This is a genomic window from Psychrosphaera haliotis, from assembly GCF_009728465.1.
In the GTDB taxonomy this organism is placed as follows: domain Bacteria; phylum Pseudomonadota; class Gammaproteobacteria; order Enterobacterales; family Alteromonadaceae; genus Psychrosphaera; species Psychrosphaera haliotis.
The window spans coordinates 222,453-243,031 of the sequence record NZ_WOCD01000003.1 but is presented as its reverse complement, the minus strand read 5'-3'; the positions used below and the strand labels follow the sequence as shown (position 1 = coordinate 243,031).

At 36.5% G+C, this 20,579-nt stretch carries 34 protein-coding genes and 1 pseudogene; all 35 read right to left on the bottom strand.

Features of this window, described 5'->3' with window-relative positions; genetic code table 11:
• Positions 1-116: 116 nt before the first annotated feature.
• Positions 117-638 carry a hypothetical protein gene (locus tag GNP35_RS05810; RefSeq protein WP_230961317.1) on the bottom strand — a complete coding sequence of 174 codons (522 nt, stop codon included), beginning with the start codon at positions 636-638 and terminating at the stop codon, positions 117-119.
• A gap of 104 nt (positions 639-742) precedes the next feature.
• Positions 743-1,036, bottom strand: a complete 294-nt coding sequence (locus tag GNP35_RS05805; protein ID WP_085301836.1) for a HigA family addiction module antitoxin — start codon at positions 1,034-1,036, stop codon at positions 743-745.
• Complete coding sequence (locus GNP35_RS05800) at positions 1,036-1,314, bottom strand: type II toxin-antitoxin system RelE/ParE family toxin (RefSeq protein WP_155695211.1); 279 nt, start codon at positions 1,312-1,314, stop codon at positions 1,036-1,038. Before GNP35_RS05800 ends, GNP35_RS05805 begins: the two co-directional genes overlap by 1 nt.
• Positions 1,315-1,453: 139 nt before the next feature.
• Positions 1,454-1,612, bottom strand: a pseudogene (locus GNP35_RS16510) (BrnA antitoxin family protein); the annotation flags it as partial.
• A gap of 69 nt (positions 1,613-1,681) precedes the next feature.
• Positions 1,682-1,951, bottom strand: a complete 270-nt coding sequence (locus GNP35_RS05790; RefSeq protein ID WP_155695246.1) for a BrnT family toxin — start codon at positions 1,949-1,951, stop codon at positions 1,682-1,684.
• Between the two features lie 156 nt (positions 1,952-2,107).
• Positions 2,108-2,488 (bottom strand): hypothetical protein, encoded by a 381-nt coding sequence (locus GNP35_RS15555; protein ID WP_230961316.1) that lies wholly within the window; start codon positions 2,486-2,488, stop codon positions 2,108-2,110.
• A gap of 129 nt (positions 2,489-2,617) precedes the next feature.
• Positions 2,618-2,947 carry a trypsin-like serine protease gene (locus GNP35_RS15550; RefSeq protein WP_230961315.1) on the bottom strand — a complete coding sequence of 110 codons (330 nt, stop codon included), beginning with the start codon at positions 2,945-2,947 and terminating at the stop codon, positions 2,618-2,620.
• 558 nt (positions 2,948-3,505) lie between these two features.
• Positions 3,506-3,865 (bottom strand): hypothetical protein, encoded by a 360-nt coding sequence (locus GNP35_RS05780; protein ID WP_155695245.1) that lies wholly within the window; start codon positions 3,863-3,865, stop codon positions 3,506-3,508.
• A 91-nt stretch (positions 3,866-3,956) separates the two neighbouring features.
• Positions 3,957-4,463, bottom strand: a complete 507-nt coding sequence (locus GNP35_RS05775) for a hypothetical protein (RefSeq protein ID WP_155695244.1) — start codon at positions 4,461-4,463, stop codon at positions 3,957-3,959.
• A 608-nt stretch (positions 4,464-5,071) separates the two neighbouring features.
• On the bottom strand, positions 5,072-5,551 hold the full coding sequence (locus GNP35_RS05770; RefSeq protein WP_155695243.1) for an N-carbamoyl-L-amino acid amidohydrolase: 480 nt from the start codon (positions 5,549-5,551) through the stop codon (positions 5,072-5,074).
• Between the two features lie 144 nt (positions 5,552-5,695).
• Complete coding sequence (locus tag GNP35_RS05765) at positions 5,696-6,097, bottom strand: hypothetical protein (RefSeq protein WP_155695242.1); 402 nt, start codon at positions 6,095-6,097, stop codon at positions 5,696-5,698.
• Positions 6,098-6,567: 470 nt separating this feature from the next.
• The gene (locus GNP35_RS05760; RefSeq protein WP_155695241.1) at positions 6,568-7,059 is read right to left on the bottom strand and encodes a hypothetical protein; all 492 of its coding nucleotides are present in this window, start codon (positions 7,057-7,059) and stop codon (positions 6,568-6,570) included.
• Between the two features lie 107 nt (positions 7,060-7,166).
• The gene (locus tag GNP35_RS05755) at positions 7,167-7,433 is read right to left on the bottom strand and encodes a hypothetical protein (protein ID WP_155695240.1); all 267 of its coding nucleotides are present in this window, start codon (positions 7,431-7,433) and stop codon (positions 7,167-7,169) included.
• Positions 7,434-7,618: 185 nt separating this feature from the next.
• Positions 7,619-7,996, bottom strand: a complete 378-nt coding sequence (locus GNP35_RS05750; RefSeq protein ID WP_196492446.1) for a hypothetical protein — start codon at positions 7,994-7,996, stop codon at positions 7,619-7,621.
• Positions 7,997-8,585: 589 nt separating this feature from the next.
• Entirely contained in the window at positions 8,586-9,323 is a 738-nt protein-coding gene (locus GNP35_RS05745; protein WP_155695238.1) for a hypothetical protein, read from the bottom strand.
• Between the two features lie 153 nt (positions 9,324-9,476).
• Positions 9,477-9,800 (bottom strand): hypothetical protein, encoded by a 324-nt coding sequence (locus GNP35_RS05740; protein WP_155695237.1) that lies wholly within the window; start codon positions 9,798-9,800, stop codon positions 9,477-9,479.
• A gap of 451 nt (positions 9,801-10,251) precedes the next feature.
• Positions 10,252-10,374, bottom strand: coding sequence for a hypothetical protein (locus GNP35_RS16020; RefSeq protein WP_269139921.1), 123 nt, complete (start codon positions 10,372-10,374; stop codon positions 10,252-10,254).
• Between the two features lie 11 nt (positions 10,375-10,385).
• Positions 10,386-11,297, bottom strand: a complete 912-nt coding sequence (locus GNP35_RS05735; RefSeq protein WP_155695236.1) for an endonuclease/exonuclease/phosphatase family protein — start codon at positions 11,295-11,297, stop codon at positions 10,386-10,388.
• Between the two features lie 170 nt (positions 11,298-11,467).
• Positions 11,468-11,815: a DUF7668 domain-containing protein gene (locus GNP35_RS05730; RefSeq protein WP_155695235.1), complete on the bottom strand. Its 348-nt coding sequence runs from the start codon at positions 11,813-11,815 to the stop codon at positions 11,468-11,470.
• A gap of 164 nt (positions 11,816-11,979) precedes the next feature.
• A complete protein-coding gene (locus tag GNP35_RS05725; RefSeq protein ID WP_155695234.1) occupies positions 11,980-12,429 on the bottom strand; it encodes a DUF6438 domain-containing protein in 450 nt (149 codons plus the stop codon).
• A 202-nt stretch (positions 12,430-12,631) separates the two neighbouring features.
• Complete coding sequence (locus tag GNP35_RS05720; RefSeq protein ID WP_155695233.1) at positions 12,632-12,877, bottom strand: hypothetical protein; 246 nt, start codon at positions 12,875-12,877, stop codon at positions 12,632-12,634.
• Between the two features lie 135 nt (positions 12,878-13,012).
• Positions 13,013-13,378 (bottom strand): hypothetical protein, encoded by a 366-nt coding sequence (locus tag GNP35_RS05715; protein ID WP_155695232.1) that lies wholly within the window; start codon positions 13,376-13,378, stop codon positions 13,013-13,015.
• A gap of 96 nt (positions 13,379-13,474) precedes the next feature.
• Entirely contained in the window at positions 13,475-13,915 is a 441-nt protein-coding gene (locus GNP35_RS15545; protein ID WP_155695231.1) for a hypothetical protein, read from the bottom strand.
• A 115-nt stretch (positions 13,916-14,030) separates the two neighbouring features.
• Entirely contained in the window at positions 14,031-14,351 is a 321-nt protein-coding gene (locus GNP35_RS05705) for a hypothetical protein (RefSeq protein WP_155695230.1), read from the bottom strand.
• A 53-nt stretch (positions 14,352-14,404) separates the two neighbouring features.
• The gene (locus tag GNP35_RS05700) at positions 14,405-14,641 is read right to left on the bottom strand and encodes a hypothetical protein (protein WP_155695229.1); all 237 of its coding nucleotides are present in this window, start codon (positions 14,639-14,641) and stop codon (positions 14,405-14,407) included.
• A gap of 131 nt (positions 14,642-14,772) precedes the next feature.
• The gene (locus GNP35_RS05695) at positions 14,773-14,970 is read right to left on the bottom strand and encodes a hypothetical protein (RefSeq protein ID WP_155695228.1); all 198 of its coding nucleotides are present in this window, start codon (positions 14,968-14,970) and stop codon (positions 14,773-14,775) included.
• Positions 14,971-15,243: 273 nt separating this feature from the next.
• Positions 15,244-15,630, bottom strand: coding sequence for an Imm41 family immunity protein (locus GNP35_RS05690; protein WP_155695227.1), 387 nt, complete (start codon positions 15,628-15,630; stop codon positions 15,244-15,246).
• Between the two features lie 614 nt (positions 15,631-16,244).
• The gene (locus GNP35_RS05685; RefSeq protein ID WP_330997726.1) at positions 16,245-16,685 is read right to left on the bottom strand and encodes a hypothetical protein; all 441 of its coding nucleotides are present in this window, start codon (positions 16,683-16,685) and stop codon (positions 16,245-16,247) included.
• A 109-nt stretch (positions 16,686-16,794) separates the two neighbouring features.
• Complete coding sequence (locus tag GNP35_RS05680) at positions 16,795-17,316, bottom strand: hypothetical protein (RefSeq protein ID WP_155695226.1); 522 nt, start codon at positions 17,314-17,316, stop codon at positions 16,795-16,797.
• A 128-nt stretch (positions 17,317-17,444) separates the two neighbouring features.
• Positions 17,445-17,804: a hypothetical protein gene (locus tag GNP35_RS05675; protein ID WP_155695225.1), complete on the bottom strand. Its 360-nt coding sequence runs from the start codon at positions 17,802-17,804 to the stop codon at positions 17,445-17,447.
• 101 nt (positions 17,805-17,905) lie between these two features.
• Complete coding sequence (locus tag GNP35_RS05670; protein WP_155695206.1) at positions 17,906-18,172, bottom strand: hypothetical protein; 267 nt, start codon at positions 18,170-18,172, stop codon at positions 17,906-17,908.
• A gap of 186 nt (positions 18,173-18,358) precedes the next feature.
• Positions 18,359-18,607, bottom strand: a complete 249-nt coding sequence (gene brnA / locus GNP35_RS05665) for a type II toxin-antitoxin system BrnA family antitoxin (protein WP_155695224.1) — start codon at positions 18,605-18,607, stop codon at positions 18,359-18,361.
• Complete coding sequence (locus GNP35_RS05660; RefSeq protein WP_155695223.1) at positions 18,597-18,860, bottom strand: BrnT family toxin; 264 nt, start codon at positions 18,858-18,860, stop codon at positions 18,597-18,599. The genes brnA and GNP35_RS05660 overlap by 11 nt, the downstream gene beginning before the upstream one ends.
• A gap of 170 nt (positions 18,861-19,030) precedes the next feature.
• A complete protein-coding gene (locus GNP35_RS05655; protein ID WP_155695222.1) occupies positions 19,031-19,258 on the bottom strand; it encodes a hypothetical protein in 228 nt (75 codons plus the stop codon).
• 921 nt (positions 19,259-20,179) lie between these two features.
• On the bottom strand, positions 20,180-20,521 hold the full coding sequence (locus tag GNP35_RS05650; protein ID WP_155695217.1) for a hypothetical protein: 342 nt from the start codon (positions 20,519-20,521) through the stop codon (positions 20,180-20,182).
• Between the last annotated feature and the right edge of the window lie 58 nt (positions 20,522-20,579).

Sequence of the window (20,579 nt, the reverse complement as noted above, 5' to 3'; positions counted from 1 at the left end):
ACGCTCGCATAAGCGGCAATTAATGATGGGCTAAAATTATTGAACGCAGCGACAATAGCCCATTGTTAATTGTCCGAGCGAGTTTACGAGCCTTAATGCCCTTGTTAGTTTGTGTACTAGTTGGGGCTTAAAACAAACTTTTGCTTTAAACTCAGCTTATGAGTATTTTCATCTCTGCTTTGAGAATGGATTTCCATTTTATTTTCGTCGCGAATATAGACTTCCAAAACTTCATATTCACTTGCCTTAAAGTAAATTGAACATCTTTCAAGATTAATTTTACCCTCGATTAGATTCGGATAAGGCTGAGAAATCCCATCGGTGTAATAAACGTAAAAGCTCTCATTATGTAGGTCGAATGCAAAAATAAAAGCCTGCTTTTCTCTCCCTTTTGACTCAAGGCGTAAAGCTGTGAATTTGTAAGTGATTGGAAATTTTGTAACCGAACCTTCATATGGAAACTCTGATTGCACCTCAAATGATTTTACTGCTTTCATCGTTTTATTTAGATTTAAGACGGCATCAATAAATTTTGGTTCTAATAAGCATTTAGCCTTCACAGGAAGTGCAACAGTAAAGAAAAACATTGGAACAAAAATGTATTTAAGCACAAAAACCTCCCCAATCACTCTAAGCAAACTAACGCCCGCCTAACACGCAATGTGTTGGCGCGGCTTTTTGCGTTGTTTGCCAAAACCGTGACAACGAAACATTGTCGGAGTTGAGGCGCTTGTTATATTCCTTACGCCATTGCAAAATCAATTTGATGAACTCTAGCTAAGTTTACATTATGTTTTGCTTGCCAAAGATCATAATTGTCTTGCATCGATAGCCAACTTTCAGGGCTACGGCCAAGCGCTTTCGATAGTCGTAAAGCCATTTCTGGAGTAATAGCACTTTTAGCTTTTAAGATACGGCTTAAAGTTGAAGGAGAAACATCTAATTGTTTTGCAACAAATCGGCAACTATAGCCAAATGGTTCCATATAAACATCGGAAATAAATTCACCCGGATGCGGTGGATTATGCATATTCATTAGTGATAATCCTCATAATTTAAAATAAAAGCATTGCCATCTTTAAATTCGAATGTGACTCGCCAATTACCATTTACAGTAATAGACCAAATTCCATCTCTTTTCCCTTTTAAGGCATGTAACTTAAACCCAGGTAAGTCGATGTCGTCTAAAACAGTCGCAGTATCAATAGCGGCAAGTTGCATTCTAAGTCGACGCTCATGCTTGGCTTGAATGCCAGCTTTACTGCCTGACTCAAAGAACTTTTTTAGTCCTTTATGTTTAAATGATTTAATCATAACCGGAAGTGTAGCGCGTTGCGCAACAGGTGTCTAGAGGAATATAACGCCTGGTTAAGAGGCGAGTTTTAGCTTGCTATAATTTTTGCCGAAGGCTCGAGCAAGCTTTTACGAGACCTTCTTTAACCACTTGTTAGCTTTACGACCAGTCAATTTTTAGTTCTTTATGTGACTTAGCACAGTCTTTCAAATAAAGATTAATTAAGTTTTGATAAGGAATGCCATTATCTTCAGACATATGTTTGAAGTATTCAATTACATCTTGATCTAGACGAATTGTAATTTGCTTCTTAAGCTTTTTGGCATAAGGATTGGCTTAGATTGAGAAAATCATATGAATCACGCATATTTAAATCCTTCATACTGTTTACGTTTCTCGTTTATCAGCTTTACGAGCTGAAATGATTCGGATCAAGTTATCAGCGTCTCGATAGCAATGACAAACAACTAGTACTTTAGAGTCGTCACACTTTCCAAGGATGATAAACCTTTCCTCATTTACTGAGCTATCTGGATCAGAAATTAAACGAGCATAATCATCTAAAAAAACAGATTTAGCTGACACAAAATCAACACCATGTTTCTTTTGATTAGACTCCGCTTTAATTGGATCCCATTCAAAGTTTAAATCAGTCATAATTACAGTGTAGTTACATTGTGAGAGTTATGCAATATTTGATTAGTAAAGCTAACGTTTTGCTAAGGGGCAATTAACAGTTGGCTATACTTGCGCGAAGCGCCAAGCCTACTGTTAATTGTCCCAGTGAGTTTGCGAACGAACTTTAGCAACTTGTTAAATTGCATTTGGCCTCAATCCAATATCTGCGCATACCTCCGGTAAAATTTCCTCAGTGAGACCCGTTGAAAGTGTATTTAGTTTAGGTAACGCCAATTGAGAACCCTCATCCTCGTTAGTAATATTTTCTATCCAAGATTTAGATAAGGAAACTCTAGAGTAAACGTCTGTAACCCCGTATTTGCCAATACTACCGTCTTCAACTCTGGAGCTAATGCCCAACAAATAGTTAGTATTGTTTGCTTTAATATAAGCTGGCCCGCCGCTATCTCCACCACCAGATACTCCTTCTAAAGGCAAAGCTGAGCTACCGCGATCAAACTTAAACTTTAATAGTGGTCCATTGGCTGATACGATCTTGTTTTCAGCTTTCCTCAAAACCCCTGCATTTTCGTAATTATCTATGGTTTGCCCCGTGATTCCGTTGCCTGTTCCGTCAACACCAATAAACCAGGTTGACTTTCCAAGCTAGTCGGAACCTTCATAAATAGTTGCAGGTTCAATTTCTTAAACTGAATTAACTAATTTTATTAATGCAATGTCGTGGCTTTGTCCTGGCTTGTAATTTTGGTGTACGAATATTCGTTCGACTTTGTGCAGGCCATTTTTTAAAGAAATATAGCTGCCAGTATTTATACAGAATGTTGCATGTGCAGCAGAAACAACCCATCTAGGTTTAATTAATGTTCCATGAGCACCATCGACATAAAATGTTGCAAGCGGGTTAAAATCGTCAGGAAAAGCAAGATATTTTTCTTTATCGATATCATGGCGAATTACAATCGATGATACTGATAAGCTTAGGAACATTAATGTAGAAACTAGAATTGTACGCATGACTTCCCTTTGCAATTTAACGCCTGTCTAAGCGGCAATTACTAATGGGCTAAAATATTGAGCGCAGCGAAAGTAGCCCATTGTTAATTGTCCGAGCGAGTTTACGAGCCTTAATGGGCTTGTTATGTTTACCTTTTTACGAAACTAATTTAAGTTTTGAAAAATAGACCTCGATGCGCCTAGACGACTTCTTGGAAAGGTAGACAAATAAAATTATAAACAACGCAAGTAAGCCAATAGAAAGGTCTGTAAACTTAACGCTAAAGTACCCTAATAAGAAAAATAATGGAAATGTTACCCAGAATGCTGATGACTCACTCAATCTTATCGCTTTCGCACAATATGGGCATCTAATTTCAGGTTCATCCAACAACAGAAGTTTTGTTTCAATTTTTATTTTGTTACGACAATTAGGACATGAATTCCTTTCTTTAAAAGACAATACTAACTCCATTACTCTGAGTACACATAACGCCTTACTAAGCGGCGCGAAATTGTTGGCTAAAATTGCGAGGAACGAGCGCTAGCCAACTGTTTAGCGTCCGTTTGAGTAACTTGTTATGTGTAAATTTTTAACTGAACTTTACCGTTAATAATTTCTAAGTTACCAAACTCACCAACAACCTTAAAGCCTTGATTTGTTTTAATTAACGAATCTATATTGCCATAATCAAATGAACCATTTATATCTTTGTTTGGTTTAACGCTACTTTGTTTAGTAAGCCCTGAATATGAAGTAAAACGCGTAAATTGAATTTCACATTTACGGTAGCAAGTATATTCATCAGGTTTTGGATTTAAATAATGAGGTGAATCAGGCCAAATGCTAGCCTCAATTTTGAATGTGATCTCAGTTGCATTTGAACTCCAACCGAGAACAAACGAGTCATTGAAATCTATACCTTTGAAAATATCCATATACTCGACGATATCCGTTTACACATAACGCCCAAATAATGGGCAAATTACAGTTGGTTAAAATAAGCCACGCAGGAGCAAAAGCCAACTGTTATTTGTCCTGATTAATTTGCTTGTTATGTTCCAATTCATCTTTGATAGCCTTTTTAACCTTTTCATCTTTAAGTAAGCCTTCATAACCATCAAGCATCAAATCAACCTTCTCTTGAGGGATGTGCTCAGAGCTTGGCTTTGAATAAAATTTCATAGCAGCTTGGAATCTGCTCATTGAAACCTTCATTATTGAAGATACAAGCTCGCTATCACTGTGAATCTTTGAAATGTCAAAACAGCCTTTTAGTTTTGTCTTGTTTTTACCATCTTCATCTTTGTATTCGCTAACACTCGTTGCCCAAGCTGACCACTCAATTTCTACTTCGGGGAATTTCTTATCAAGGTTTTCGAAGAGCTGTGTAGCAAACACATTTCTAAGCACTAATTCACCCATATTTTTATCTATACGATTCATTTCATATGAAAGGCATGAAGCTAGTGGAGCTGGCTCTAGAGCGTTAACGTAACTAGTTAGGAAAAGTAATAAAGATATGAATACTCGCACGTTGCCTCCTTGGAACATAACGCCTGGTTAAGAGGCGAGTTTTAGCTTGCTAGACTGTTTGCCGAAGGCTCGAGCAAGCTTTTACGAGACTCTCTTGAACCACTTGTTAACTATCACTAGCCAACGTTGAAATTAATAGAAAACCACTTTACCTAAATTCCTTTCTAAATCAACTTGCTAATTATTCAGAAAAACTAAGGCCTACTACTCGAATAGTTGAGAAGCCAAGCCATGAGCGCGGCGATAGTAAGTACCAAAAGATTAAAACTCCAAAACCGTTGGCAATATCAAACACAACTTGTTGAAACTAATTCAAACCTTGCTGAACGTTCTTATTGATTTGAACTTTCAATCGCCAAGCGGCTAGGCTTGGCGTTTCGTGATATTGGCCAATAGCCTTTTAAAGCAGACTCAAAAATTCAGAATAAAGAGAAAAGGGAACGTTCAAATCCGTGAAACTCTTATATTCCGAAAGATTAATTATATTGCAGAATTTTACGTGAAGTTAACGCCGCGTTAATCGGACAAAAATTGAGGGTTATAATGTGTAGCGAAGCAAAACGTAACCCACTGTTTTTGTTCCGTTTAAATGCCTTGTTAAATGGCTTTTATGCAAACACTTTTATTAAAGAACCAATAATAATACCAACTAACCCAGATACTATTGCGACCCACCATCTAGAGTCTTTTTTATGATCTATTTCGCTAGAATGTAAATTGATTGCAGTGTTAATTAACGTCGAAATATCATCGTTGCTTAATGGAACTCTAGAAATACGAACCCTCTGCTCATTAGTAAGAGCTTTAAATTTCTCTCTCGAAATTTTTTCTTCTAAGTCGACATTATAGAGTTTCTGATAATTTCTTCGCCAAACTAAAGACGCTTTATTACGACCTCCACCTAAGCGAAAAAACTCAGGATGCTCTTCAAATATTGTTTTCCAATATTCACCATTGGACTCATTACCCTCAATTCTTTTAGCCCAAGTAGAATGATCAGCTTTGTAAAACTTGTAAGTTGCCATTACTTGAATAGCAGCAATCACATCCGCCAATCTGTTTCTATTAGTTGTATATGGATTTCTCAAAATATCTCCGATATGAAGGTAGCCATTTAACGCTTGCCTAAGCGGCAATTACTAATGGGCTAAAATATTGAGCGCAGCGACAATAGCCCATTGTTAATTGTCCGAGCGAGTTTACGAGCCTTGAGGCACTTGTTATACACCACACTAACGTTTTTTCAAGTAGCCGCCAATATGCGTTTCTTCGTTTGGCCACTCATAAATATGCATTTCGGTAAAATTATTCTTAAATTTTACAAATGCTAAAGTTTGCTCTCCAAGATGTGTATCAAACGTGCCATTGCAACTTGGTTCATTGTTGTATTCGATTACCGAATATTCCCATGCATAAAACCCTGTATCACCAAATTTTGTAAACGTATATTTATCTACGCTGACTTCAGGGTGACTTATAACAATTTGAGTTCCATCAGCTTTCAGTTCATAGGTTTCGTCACAATAATCTGCAACGAGATCCCACAATCCCACATGATACTCATCGGATTTATTAATCGAAATGCTTGAACAAGCAGAAATAAGTAAGGATATAAGCACAATGTGGAATTTCATAGCTAGACCTGAAGTGGTGTATAACGCCCTAATAATGGGCAAAAAATTGTTGGCTAAAATGTTGAGGAACGAAAACAGCCAACTGTTTTTTGTCCTTATTAATTAGCTTGTTATGTTGCAACACCGCAACTACAAGATCAAATATATGATGTAAATTGGAACTGCCAAACCTATTACGATTGAAACAACGGCATAGGTTATTTGAATACACTTAAAAGTTAGATGGGATTTTTATATTCGTGAATCCATGCCTCACGGTACATTTTACTAAAAATGAATAGCCAAAATCCAAATATTAACCCAATCAATTCCATATCGATTTTAAGACACTAAACTAATGCCACTTTCTCCATACTTGTCGTGCAACATAACGCCCGCATAAGCAGCGGGTCAATTAATTGGACGCTTTTTTGCGTCGTTTATGTTTGCAAAAAATCGGACAAATTGAACCTTCTGACTTAATGCGCTTGTTATAATTCACTTTGACCTAAAATAAAGGATGGCGGCACCTTGTTAAGTATATATCTATTGGAGGTATCGATACTTTGATATTCAAAAGTAGAACTAGTTAAAGTAATTATTTTGTAGGCATCATAAATACTAGGGTCACTTCTATTTGAAGGGTAAAACTGACCTTGATCAATTGCTCCAAGGTAAATGGAAAAGTATATATTGCCTGATACGCCCCAAACCCCAGTTTCCGAAAACCTTTGTTGAGAACTGTCGACACTAGTGATTAAAAAATCAACTTTATACGTGCCATCAGGTGAGCGAACTACAGTCCACTGTTTTCTTCCGCCTTCTTTCGTTGGTAAGTCTCCATACCACATACCAATCATCATGGCTCTTTGTTCAATTTTTGATTGAGATAATGGAGGTTTAGTTTCAGTTACACTATTTTGATTTATTGAGCTACAACCAATTAAAAAGAAGCTTAATAAAGCGGTTTTGAAAATTTTCATGAACTTCCCTGTGATTTATAACGCCTGGTTAAGAGGCGAGTTTTAGCTTGCTAAACTGTTTGCCGAAGGCTCGAGCAAGCTTTTACGAGACCTTCTTAAACCACTTGTTAGCCTGGTTTACTGGCACTCAACCTTTTAACTACTTCTAATTCTTTAGGGCAGTTTTCTTCAACCAATTTATAAATTTCAGAATAATCTATACCCAAGTCTTTTTCAGAAGCCTTACTTTGATTGACTTCTTCGAGAACACTTAATAAAACAACCTGCGATGAGCTTATACCTTTGAGTTTTTTAACATCAATAGGGACTTTTTTCATGCACTCTAATAAAGCTTTAAAACTATTTTCAGGGACTACCTTATTATCAGCTTTCACTGTGGCTGAGAGTAAAAACATACACATTGAGAAAATAACTAAACATCTGTTTAACATATAAAACCCTTCAAATGACGCCAATTTATCGAAACAGGCTAACGCCTGGTTAAGAGGCGAGTTTTAGCTTGCTAAACTGTTTGCCGAAGGCTCGAGCAAGCTTTTACGAGACCTTCTTTAACCACTTGTTATGTGTCAATTTGCTTAGATAAAAAGTTTATAACCCTTAGGCGCTCCATCTCATAGTATTCTTCTCGCTTTTTCATATGAATGGTCGGCCCACAAGAACCAACATGAAGTCCATTGTCATCAGGGATAGCAAACACTACATATTTAACGTTTTCTTCGAACGGAAAACCGCATGCTGCAGAGTCCATTCTTGTTGTAACCTTGATTTTTTCAGCAGTCATGCCTTTATAACTGCGATCTACGACTAATGTTACGGCTTTCAATTTGGAATATTCTAACCAGCCATCTTCTTTTACTTTTATGGTGTCAATCGTTTCGACAGTCCCAGAGAAAACGACAGGGTAATCTTTAAAGGCTTCTTCAATGTCATAACCCATACAACTACATGCTATAGAACTGAAGGAAATCAAAGAAAACAAAAATATTAGAATTTTCAACCGAACTCTCCCTGACACATAACGCCCGCCTAACACGCAATGTGTTGGCATGGCTTTTTGCGTCGTTTGCCAAAACCATGACAACTAAACATTGTCGGAGTTTAGGCGCTTGTTATGTTTACCTACTCGTTGAAATAAACATGATAGAGCAGACGCGTAAATTGTGAAGAAAAGTACAAAAGCAACGAACAAGCTTAGTTTTGCAGCCCAGTTACTTTTCGTAGACATTTCATAAATCAAATACACAGAAATAGGCAACGAAAGAAGGTAGCTAGTGCTCTTGGCGATAGATTTGTCAAAAATGGAAATCAACTTTTCGACCAAGCTTGGAGAAAAGTTTAGAACTAATGGGACAATCAATAAGCCAGCAAACAGTATATCTATTACAACTTCTTTCAATTTAGAAACTCCATATCTAAGTAAACATAACGCCTGGTTAAGAGGCGAGTTTTAGCTTGCTAAACTGTTTGCCGAAGGCTCGAGCAAGCTTTTACGAGACCTTCTTTAACCACTTGTTATGTGCCAAGTTCTATATCCAATTTATTACCTTTACTGCCCAATCTCCCCAAGACTGTGTACGAAAGACTGTATTCATTGCTATGGCGAGAGCACAAAACAAGCCAACCGATAATAATGTACTCATGTAAATGCGACCAGCAGCCTTCCAGTCATAAACCATTAATACAGCGTAAATGAAAAACATAAAAACAAATAAAGAATAACCTGGAATCGCAAGTAAATGAATAATGCGATTAAGTCCCTCGGGCATCATTTGGATAGCTGCAGCAATCATGAATCGTTTATGATGAGCAGAGTTTTTTATATTTAGAATACCCAAAATATAAAGAGTTAAGAAAATTAACCATTGAAGGAAAGTACCTCCTAGGAAACTACCTGCCCTGATTCTTGCTTCGGCGTCTTCAGAGCCGAACACGCCAAAACCAGCTAGCCTATGATAGAATTCAAACGCCATTATTGAACCTGTAACCAAGATCCCAACGACTAAAAAAACGCTTAGTTTCCCAAGGGTGCTGTGTGCAGTGTAGTTTCCTTTCGCAGACAACCTAATTTGATTTAAAAGCAATACATACCACGCTGCACTAAATGCACCATGCAATCCAATCCATAAAGTCATTCGGCTTAGGCTGTCAGGGTTAGAAAACCAGCTCAATGCAAATCCGCCAAAAATAACGAATGTAATAAGAATTGATAGCCAATAAAAAAATCTAGTATCACCGCAGCATGTATTTGAGGTATTAACTTTCATTTAGATAGACTCCATTCACTAAAACAATCCAATTATGCAATTTTTAAAGAACCTTAAAGGCACATAACGCCTGGTTAAGAGGCGAGTTTTAGCTTGCTAAACTGTTTGCCGAAGGCTCGAGCAAGCTTTTACGAGACCTTCTTTAACCTCTTGTTATGCAGCTTTACGGTGTTTCTTACTCTCGGTATAAATAAAAGATGCACCTAAAACCGTGAGAGCGATAAATGAAACAGTTAAATAAAATGTTAAGTTACCATCCCAAAACCCAAGTAAATAAGAATTTTCTTGTTCTAATTTGGTACAGGCACTTTCAGTATTTTCAAGGCAATTGGCAGATAACCTCATGAACTCTTCAGCTAACCGAACTTGGTTTGCGGTTTTAATAATAAAATAATTAAGTGTAATAAAAGATAGAACACTAATAATTCTTGATTTTGAAATCAAAACTCCATCTCCTTTAGCTGCATAACGCCCCACTAAGAGGCTTTTAATGGTTGGTTAAAATGTGTAGCGAAGCGGAACCTAACCAACTGTTAAAAGTCCTGCTTGAGTGGCTTGTTAAGTGTATTTACTTAGATTTTGGTACTTCTTGCGGTTTTTCCTTCAGCTTTTCTTCAACTTGCCTCTTGAAGGAGTTCAATTGCAAATGAAATTGAGAGTTCGATACAACTTGGCCTATCGCAGTTGCAAATTCTATTTGGTCATCAGCTACAGTGTGATTCCGATCTCTAACGATAGTAATGGGATAGACATCATCAGAAACGTTTCAGCTGAAAGACCTCTTTTGATAAATCTACTTGCTCACTCACAATATGAACCTCGTTATATCCTGTTTTTTCTCTAGGTTTAAATGAACTAGCTATTCTCAAAAATGGGTCGTTATCATCTTTAACATATCCAATGTATTCTTTGAATTTTATTGGCATTTCTAAAATTGACTTAAAGAATTTTCCAAATCGTTGAGAACCTCTTTTATTTCTCTTTTATTTTTAAGAACATTTTCAGCAGCACCTTTACCTTGTTGCAATAGTTCGTCGAAGTTAAAAGACATATTTTTATTCCTTATGGTCTTGTGATTTCACACATGACAGGCAAGTGATCTATTAAATTTTTTTTATTTTCAAAGTCATTGATAAAACCAACTTCATCTATGACTTTCGTACTTTGTTCATTTAGATGCCATGAGCCAGAACCCAGAAAGCTTCCAGAAAACATTATTTGATCATATGAATGCCATATTGTCCCTTGAAACTGTTTATATTTATGGGTGCCAGATCTAAAAGTATCATTGTCAGATAAGTGGTTATATTTCTTATCTGAAACAACGGTTCTCCAAAACGGGTTATAGAAATACTCATTCGGATACTTCCTTACAGCATCATGACAGCGAGTCGCATTTAAGTTGTTTAAAATACTCTCGTCATATGGGTTATCGTTAAAGTCTCCCATTACAATTACGTCTTTATTCTCGTTCATAAAATCTAGAGCTGATGAATAAACAATTGTCGCAGCTGATTGTCGTCGTTTTTCTCCATCACCACGAAGTCGACTAGCCCAATGGCATAAAAACAATTGGATTGTTTTGTTGTCATCTAAATTAACTATTTCTACTAATTGTGCTGCTTTTACAGTACTACCAGTAAGAGGTTTTGATAGATAGTGCTTGTGGTTTAGATGAATTTTTTCATAATTATAAATAACAGCAATATCAAATCTTGTGAGGCCGATGTTGCAAGTTAAATCCAATACTTTTAAATTGGTTAGATGCCTATTTAAATATGTATTTATATAGGCAACATCTTCAGTTGATACTTCACAGATAGCTATTAAATCACAGGATAACTCTGTAATTAGCTTTTTGATATGTTCACATATAGTTGCATATGTTTCTGTATTAGCTTTTGTGCTTGCACTTCGTGCAGCAGGTGATAATGCTGTATTCCACCAAGCCATTTTCAAGTTATACAGCAGCATTCTATTTAATACCTTAAATTTTTATTGATTCTATCAGAGTGCTCTAACAGTATAATAATACACTTAACGCCTGGTTAAGAGGCGAGTTTTAGCTTGCTAGACTGTTTGCCGAAGGCTCGAGCAAGCTTTTACGAGACCCTCTTGAACCACTTGTTATGTTGCTATACTAGTTAAGGTACGTACACCATGTTTATATCAAACAAATACTCATTATTGTCTTCATAAACCTTTGCACTTAATACTAAATCACTACGACCTTCAGCGCGAGTCCAGAGGTCAATGATTACATTCCAATGGTTGCCCATCCATATATAAATTGAAGAATCCCATGTTTCGATTGGCAGCTCAATTAACTCCTCACCATAAGACTCTATGTACGACTGAATATGTAATGAATCACTCTCGTTTAATGATTTTACATTATGCAGAGGTGAGTCTCGGAAATAATTTTGACGTGAAATCAATTTAACAATTTGGAAAAAAAACAGCACGCCAAACATCTGGAATTGGTCGTTCATTGTGTTCATCCTTAACCACTAGTACTTCTGTGTTATCCATATCATGACTCCAAAGCCAATTTTTAAGGCAACATAACGCCCTGTTAAGGGGCAAATTGTAGTTGGCTAAAATGTGAAGCGGAGCGGAACCAGCCAACTGTAATTTGTCCCGCTTGAACAGCTTGTTATATTAACCCTTTACCATTTAATACAACAACTTGCTCAAATTTAGCAAACATATTTACTATTACCTGTTCCTCTGGAAAGTCCGAACAACCTAAATTATGTGTTACTTCTAATTCAGCTTCTTGAAGCTGAATGCCAATAGAAACGGTTGAATGATCTGTTTTATATGAGCCACACTTAAAAGTTGCTTCTTTTGAGTGTGATTTTCCGAAGTAACCAATTCTAGATAATTTTAAGAAGTTATTGTTATCAACAAGGTTGATTAAACTTTTGTATGTACCTTTTTCTAGAGTTCCTCGATAAGCTCCCATTTTTATTACGTGGGCATGTCCAATAAAAACAAAGTTATCATCAGGAAAGATATAAAAATCATAAACTGGACAAGTACCGTAACAAGTGCCGCGACTGAAAGATATAACTTGTGCTTTGGTAGGCGAATCGGCAACCATCCTCTCTATTTTGGGTTGCCACTGTTCTGTATCGGAACAACCAAAAATTAAAATCAGAGCGACTAAGTAAATAACTTTTTTGATAACAAGACTCCGATGATGATTGGTTAATATAACGCCTGGTTAAGAGGCGAGTTTTAGCTTGCTATAATGTTTGCCGAAGGCTCGAGCAAGCTTTTACGAGACCTTCTTAAACCACTTGTTATACAGACAAAAGTCCAATTATTAGTGCCGGTAGGATTAAAAATAATAGAAATCTCTTTCTCTGTAATGCCTGTGGTGCATCTCCGACATATTTTTGATAAACCAGTGTTACAACAACAAAAGATAACAACAAAAAAATAAAAGTTGGAATTGTCGGGTGATTTGTCCCCGATAACATAACAATCAAAATAAGAGGTGCAGTTCCAATTCCTGTTAGTATTTTTCCACTAAAGTCTAATTTCAAATTTTCACCAAGATTTACTGTATGTATAACGTCTGCCTAAGCGGCGAATTACCAATGGGTTAAAATTATTGAGCGCAGCGACAATAACCCATTGTTAATTGTCCGAGCGAGCTTGTGAGCGAATTGAGGCTCTTGTTAGGTGCTTTTTGCGCTGCGTTTCTTGTATAAATGCCATGTGACAAAAGCAAGCATTACAATAAGAAAACTTAAAAACAAACCTACATAAATAAATACTTCAAAAATGCTGTCTAAATAATTACCAGCATCAATATGCGCTTCTCGAATGCCTTCAACTAGAATTAAACCTAACTCTTCGTTTACTTCTAATTCTCCAGATTTTACTTTCTCTGATAACTCAACATAAATGGGATTATTATCAATATTGTCAATTTTTTGCTTGTTGATTTCCATTCCAACATTACCGCCAATAATAATTCCCAAGGCAGTTAAAAACAAAAGAGATATCAATACTATTTTAAGAGATTTAATAGGAGACTCCATTGGCACCTAACGCCTGGTTAAGAGGCGAGTTTTAGCTTGCTAAACTGTTTGCCGAAGGCTCGAGCAAGCTTTTACGAGACCTTCTTTAACCTCTTGTTATACACCAAGCCTATTATATGCTAGTTCTCTAAATTGATGGTAGTCGGTTGCATATTCCCATAAACTAACAATATGTCGATTTTGCTCGTCAATGAGACAAAAGGTTTGGCAACTAGGGTAGTGTTTAGAATTGGAAAGCTGCTCCCAAGTATAAAATGCAATTTTGTGATTTTCATTAACACTTATGCCGTCAATATTGAAAGTAAGCTTAACCTTAAGTGTTGAAATAAAACGAACGAACAAAAATAGGTATTTAGCACTGACATAAGAGACTGTAAAAATCGTTAAAAATATGAAAGCTACCTTCATGTTAAGTTCGACATCACTTGCCGTTACTAACATATAAATAAATGCAACTGGAAAAAAAGAGAATCCTGGTATTAAAATTAAAGCGCAAAAATATGCAAGTAGTCTCGTGTTTCTAGAGTGTTCAACCATGCTATCCCTGGTGTATAACGCCCGCCTAACACGCAATGTGTTGGCGTGGCTTTTTGCGTTGTTTGCCAAAACCATGACAACTTAACATTGACGGAGTTTAGGCGCTTGTTAGTTGCTACTTTACACTAAACTTAATTTTCACATAAACCAACGATAAAATTGGCACTAAAGAAATTGGGATTATGCCATAAATAAGCATGATTTCATTGATGATCTGAGCAGACCACAATAACATCGTTAAACCCAATAGAAGGGCCATAATTATTAGGCTTATACCAATTAATTTACTGGCACTTTCTGGGTTCGAAAACTTACTATCATCCCATCCAGAAATTAGACTTCTGCGACCATGAAATACGATTAGATACCCACAAATCAAACAAGGCAATATAGCTGTAAGTAATACAATTAGCGCACCTATTTCTAATTCACTCATAAGACTTCCTTGTGGCAACTAACGCTCTGTTATGGAGCAATGTTTTATTAGTGTTATTGGTGCTTAACTGAAAAACGAACTTTGGCTTCTTTCCAAGTATAAAACAAGACATTTAAAGCACAGAAAGCGCCAGCCAAAGGAGCGAAGTGCGAACTATCTAAATTTGGCAAGCCAGACTGTGAAACCAACGAGTTACCTACTAGCTTTCCAATGACGTAAACTCCGTGAAGTATCAAAATAGGGCAAATCACTAAACGGAACCAAAACCACAATTCTTTAATATTTTTCAAAACGACTTCCTGTGAAATTGATTGGTACAACTAACGCTTCATTAAGAAGCGAGTTTAGGCTTGCTAAACTTTTGTGACGAAGGAACTCGAGCAAGCCGTGACGAGTCTTTCTTTAATGACTTGTTATATTTTTAGTCCGCCCACATTTCTGCTGAGACCTTTCCATCTCTCAATGGTAAGAATCGGCCACAAGGATCTGAGGATATTGCACATGCACCTTCAACAGCGTCGCCTATGCGAGCATCCGATCGGACACTTAAACAAGCCCCTTCACATTCAGTAGAATCAGAACAGGACTTTCCAGCATCTTGAAATTTAATCACACACATTGTGTTTCCACTCATACAGACTCGTTCAATCGTTCCACCATGTTCGGCACAATGCAGAGGATCGTCTATCTGTGCAATTTTTGAATCCGATTGAACCTTATTCCACTTGATGATTCCCTCAGAAAAAACCAGTAAAGCTAGAACAATTAAACCTGTAAAAATAAGATGAATTTTCATAAAAATATAACGCCCTAATAATGGGCAAAAAATTGTTGGCTAAAATGTTGAGGAACGAAAACAGCCAACTGTTTTTTGTCCTTATTAATTAGCTTGTTAGGCATTTTTTACTAAAGGGTTAACCAAGTCAAATGAACTTTCTGGTAACACCTCACCAGATATAGCACCCAATATTGCCATTTCGAATCGTTCTTGAAACTCATACAACTGTTCAGTAGTGATATTACTAATATTGAACACATCATCTTTAGCAAAATTAGCAGAGATTAAGTTAAGAACTTTTTGCTGGAGCTGTAGGAGCATGTAAGCCAATTCTCTTTCTACTGGCTTATTAGAGATCTGCTGTTTTGCAATATTTAGCAAGTCTAAATGAAGTACCCAAAAAGATTTTGAATCCCACTCACCATATTCAGTAAGACGCTCATAAAATGAACCTTCCCAATTTAAGTTGCCGGGGATATTTCTAAATAGTTCAGAGTGCATCAATTCTTCCTAAAATGCCTAACGCCTGGTTAAGAGGCGAGTTTTAGCTTGCTATAATGTTTGCCGAAGGCTCGAGCAAGCTTTTACGAGACCCTCTTGAACCACTTGTTAACTATCACTAGCCAACGTTGAACATTCAGAAAACTACTTTACCTAATTTCCTTTCTAAATCAACTCGCTAATTATTCAGAAAGTCTAAGGCCTACTACTCGAATAGTTCGGAAGCCAAGCCATGAGCGCGGCGATGGTAAGAACCAAAAGAAAAAAGCTCCAAAGCCTTTAGCAACTTTAAGCAACAGAAGTTGAAACTAATTCAAGCCCTGCTGAACGTTCTTATTGATTTGAACTTTCAATAGCCAAGCGGCTAGGCTTGGCGTTACGAGATACTGGCCAATAGCCTTTTAAAGCTGACTCAAAAACTCAGAATAAAGAGAGAAGGGGATGTTCAAATCCGTGAAACTCTTATATTCCGACAGATCATTTATGTTGTGAGATCTTTGTGAAGTTAACGCCTGCCTAAGCGGCAATTAATAATGGGCTAAAATTATTGAGCGCAGCGACAATAGCCCATTGTTAATTGTCCGAGCGAGTATACGAGCGAATTAAGGCTCTTGTTATGTTTCAAAATACTCACAATAAGTCTGAAAAGTAAAAGTTTCATTTTTACCCACACCTTCGTTTTCAAACTCAATGTCAATTTCGCCAGCCACTGTGTAACTACCGTTCTGATTTTTAGAAATTTTCAACTCTTTAACATCACACCAGTTGTGGCTGCAACCGATATATACCGACCCCTCAGCTTCTGGATAAGTGGCATGATTCAAATTCAACCCATCTAACACCGAAGGGTCAATTAAAACCAACTTGTACCAATCTAAGACAATTTCCGTTTTAGTTGGTTGCTCATCGTAATCTAATCCAGAGTCAAATGCTGTAAGGGGGAGAATTAGTCTATGAAAACGCGTCTTCGGTAATCCAATATGTGAGTTCTCAAACCAAAATGACTCAATGACACCATTCTCTACTTTAGTTTTGTTTTGCAAATCAATTTTCACTAAAGCTTCCTTGAAACATAACGCCTTACTAATGGGCGCATAAATGCTTGGCTAAAATTAGCGACGAAGGAGCGCAAGCCAAGCGTTATGCGTCCTTTTGAGTAACTTGTTAGTTGCCAAAGACACCTAGCGATATCAAGTAAACATATAGATACGGAATTACTAAAGCACTTAGAAGAACTAGCACCCCAATATAAAGGTAATAAGATTCTTTTTCTGTTTCATCAAAGTCATAATCCTGTTCAATTTCAGCAAACTGTTCTTCGACCTCTTTGGGTTGTGCACCTTCTGCAATTGCGGCTTCTTTCATCTCTGCTATCTGTTTGAGCATATTTTCATGCACTTCGATAGCAGATTTATGAATATCGGACTTAAACTTATTGTAATTTAGATAATGCCTATGAGCATGATAAGCCCAAAAGAACCCGTAGCATATGCATAAGGTACTTAAGAGTTCTGAGTTTTTAAAATGAACAATATTGTAGGCAATTAGGAAAATAGAAACACCACAAACACCAGATAAGGTTTCACCAGAAAATTGATAAACGGTTTTTATTTTACCCTTATCAAAAAGGTTAAAAATGGTTCCAGCAACGATTAAGCCACAATAACAATATGCCCAGATTGGCACTAAACTCTCCTTGGCAACTAACGCCCGCATAAGAAGCGGTTCAATTAATTGGACGCTTTTTTGCGTCGTTTATATTTGCAAAAAATCGGACAAATTGAGACGTCTGACTTAATGCGCTTGTTATATGGCTATTGCGTCAACCAACTTTTAGGCAACCGATAGAGAAATGTATACCTTAATGATTCAGCTACAGAGAGCTTACCTATTAGGCACAATGTAAAGGTCACTAGACCTAAAACGATAAATTGCCCAAAACTATAAAAAACAACTATGGCTATAATAAAAGCAAACCAGAAACCAAATTCAAAGTGCTCTTTGAAGTTTAAAATCGCATCAGCATAAGGAGAGCCAAGAAGAGCTAGAAATAATTGGATAAATAGAGTTGCACCACAAATGATGCTTAAAACGGCTAACCCATCAGTAATGAATATTAACTTCTTTGGAAGTGATTTCCTTTCTCTATTTATAGTTCGAATATACTCGATCATTGATTGGCCATATAACGCCTGGTTAAGAGGCGAGTTTTAGCTTGCTAAAATGTTTGCCGAAGGCTCGAGCAAGCTTTTACGAGACCTTCTTAAACCACTTGTTAGCCTGGTTTACTCGCATTCAGCTTTTTAATTACTTCTAATTCTTTAGGGCAGTTTTTTTCAACCAATTTATAAACTTCAGAATAATCTATACCCAAGTCTTTTTCAGAAGCCTTACTTTGATTGACTTTTTCGAGAACACTTAATAAAACAACTTGTGATGAGTTCACACCTTTGAGTTTATTAACATCAATAGGGACTGTTTTCATGCACTCTAATAAAGCTTTAAAACTATTTTTAGGGACTACCTTATTATCAGCTTTCACTGTGGCTGAGAGTAATAACATACAAATTGAGAAAATAACTAAACATCTGTTTAACATATAAAATCCCTTTAAATGACGCCAATTTATCGAAACAGGCTAACGCCTGGTTAAGAGGCGAGTTTTAGCTTGCTAAACTGTTTGCCGAAGGCTCGAGCAAGCTTTTACGAGACCTTCTTCAACCTCTTGTTAGCTTTCGTGGTGATGTTTACTTTCTTGACTTTCAAGTCGTTCAGCCAGCCAAACTTTAATAATAGACTGCCTAGTTACACCAATTCGACTCGCTTCCCTATCAAGTGAGTCGATCATCCATGAGGGGAAATCAACATTTACTCTTCGTTGACTTTGTAATGGACGTTTAGCTTTGGACAAATCCAAATGCTCTAGAATGTCTTCTTGGTTATCGTCAAATGCTTCATCAAATTTATTAGCTTTCATAAAAATCTACCTCTTTCTTTCTTGATCGTCGAACCGAAATTATGCGGATATTTTTTTTCCGATACGTAATCACGGCAGACCAATGTTTGTTATCAATAATACCAATGACAAGAAACCTAGGTTCATCTGAGGTATTCGCAGGAATTTCGATTAAATTAGGATCAGACCATAACTCCTGAGCATCAACAAAGTCGATTCCATGTTTTTCAAAATTCAGAGTGCTTTTTTGTGTGTCAAATTCGAAATCATACATGAGTTAAAAGTATACCTTTATTACTCAAAATGCAAATTGAAAGATAAGGAAGCTAACGCCTGGTTAAGAGGCGAGTTTTAGCTTGCTAAACTGTTTGCTGAAGGCTCGTGCAAGCTTTTACGAGACCTTCTTTAACCACTTGTTATGTGTACTTTTTACGCTTTACTCAATTACTTTTCTGGAGCTGCAAATAAATAATAAAAAAGTGCACCCACATTTATTATAGGAATTAAACCTAATGCTCTAGCGTATCTTAAATTTTTAGATTTATACTGAGCCAGCATTAGGCAAGGAAAAGCAAAAATTACTATCTGTAAAGGAACTATGAGGTAAAGTAGATGTAATTCACCTGTTCTAAACATTTCAAATAGGGTTCCAATTTGGTCAAAGATTTCCATATGCTCTCCGTTTTAATTACTATTATGTGTTTAAGTGCTTTGATTAATATTTATTAGCTAAAAGTAAAGATAACTGATAACCAATTCCACATTATTCATACTGTAAAGTTAAAAACTACAAAGCAACAAACACACCAGTTTAATACCTTTTAAATATCAATACCTTACAAAAAGTCGGCCTTGCTCAATGGAAAATTACACTAAAAGTTGATTAATAAAACCATTTTGTAGCACACATAACGCCTGCCTAAGCGGCAATTACTAATGGGCTAAAATATTGAGCGCAGCGACAATAGCCCATGTTAATTGTCCGAGCGAGCTTGAGAGCGAATTGAGGCACTTGTTAACTATCACTAGCCAACGTTGAATATTTAGAAAACCACTTTACCTAAATTCCTTTCTAAATCAACTCGCTAATTATTCAGAAAACCAAAGGCCTACTACTCAAATAGTTCGGAAGCCAAGCCATGAGCGCGGCGATGGTAAGTACTAAAAGAAAAAAAGCTCCAAAATTCTTAGCAACATTAAGCAACAGAAGTTGAAACTAATTTAAACCTTGCTGAACGTTCTTATTGATTTGAACTTTCAATAGCCAAGCAGCTAGGCTTGGCGTTTCGTGATACTGGCCAATAGCTTTTTAAAGCAGGCTCAAAAATTCAGGATAAAGAGAAAAGGGGACGTTCAAATCCGTGAAACTCTTATATTGCGACAGATTAATTATATTGCAGAATTTTACGTGAAGTTAACGCCTGGTTAAGAGGCGAGTTTTAGCTTGCTAAACTGTTTGCCGAAGGCTCGAGCAAGCTTTGACGAGACCTTCTTGAACCACTTGTTAGTTTGATTTTACACCTTTAGAAAAAGCATCATACGTTGCTATAGATAAGTAGCCAATTTTACGATGTGTATCTAATTTATCTTGGCTCATTTCATTTGGGAATGCTTTCGATGGGTCTTCATTAATATCAGACGTAAAAATATCTTATAGTAATATAGTTTTTCTTTTCTAAATTCTTTTAATAAAGTGAAATGGGTCTTGCCTAAATCTGTTCCAATTTCAACAGCTGCAGCAATAATCGAGAACGGCCCTCCTTGCGCATCAGTATTAATAATATCAACTTCTAAAATAGAATAATTAACACCTCTTTCTATTTCTTGTATCGTTGCTTTGAATCCTTTTTGATCGTAAGCCTTATAATAATACTTACTTTCTGTTGCGCTTATATTCATCGATACGAGTAAAAACAAAAATATTAGACGTTTCATACGATCTTCCTTAATCAAACTAACGCCTCAATAAGAGGCTAAAAATTAATTGGTTATA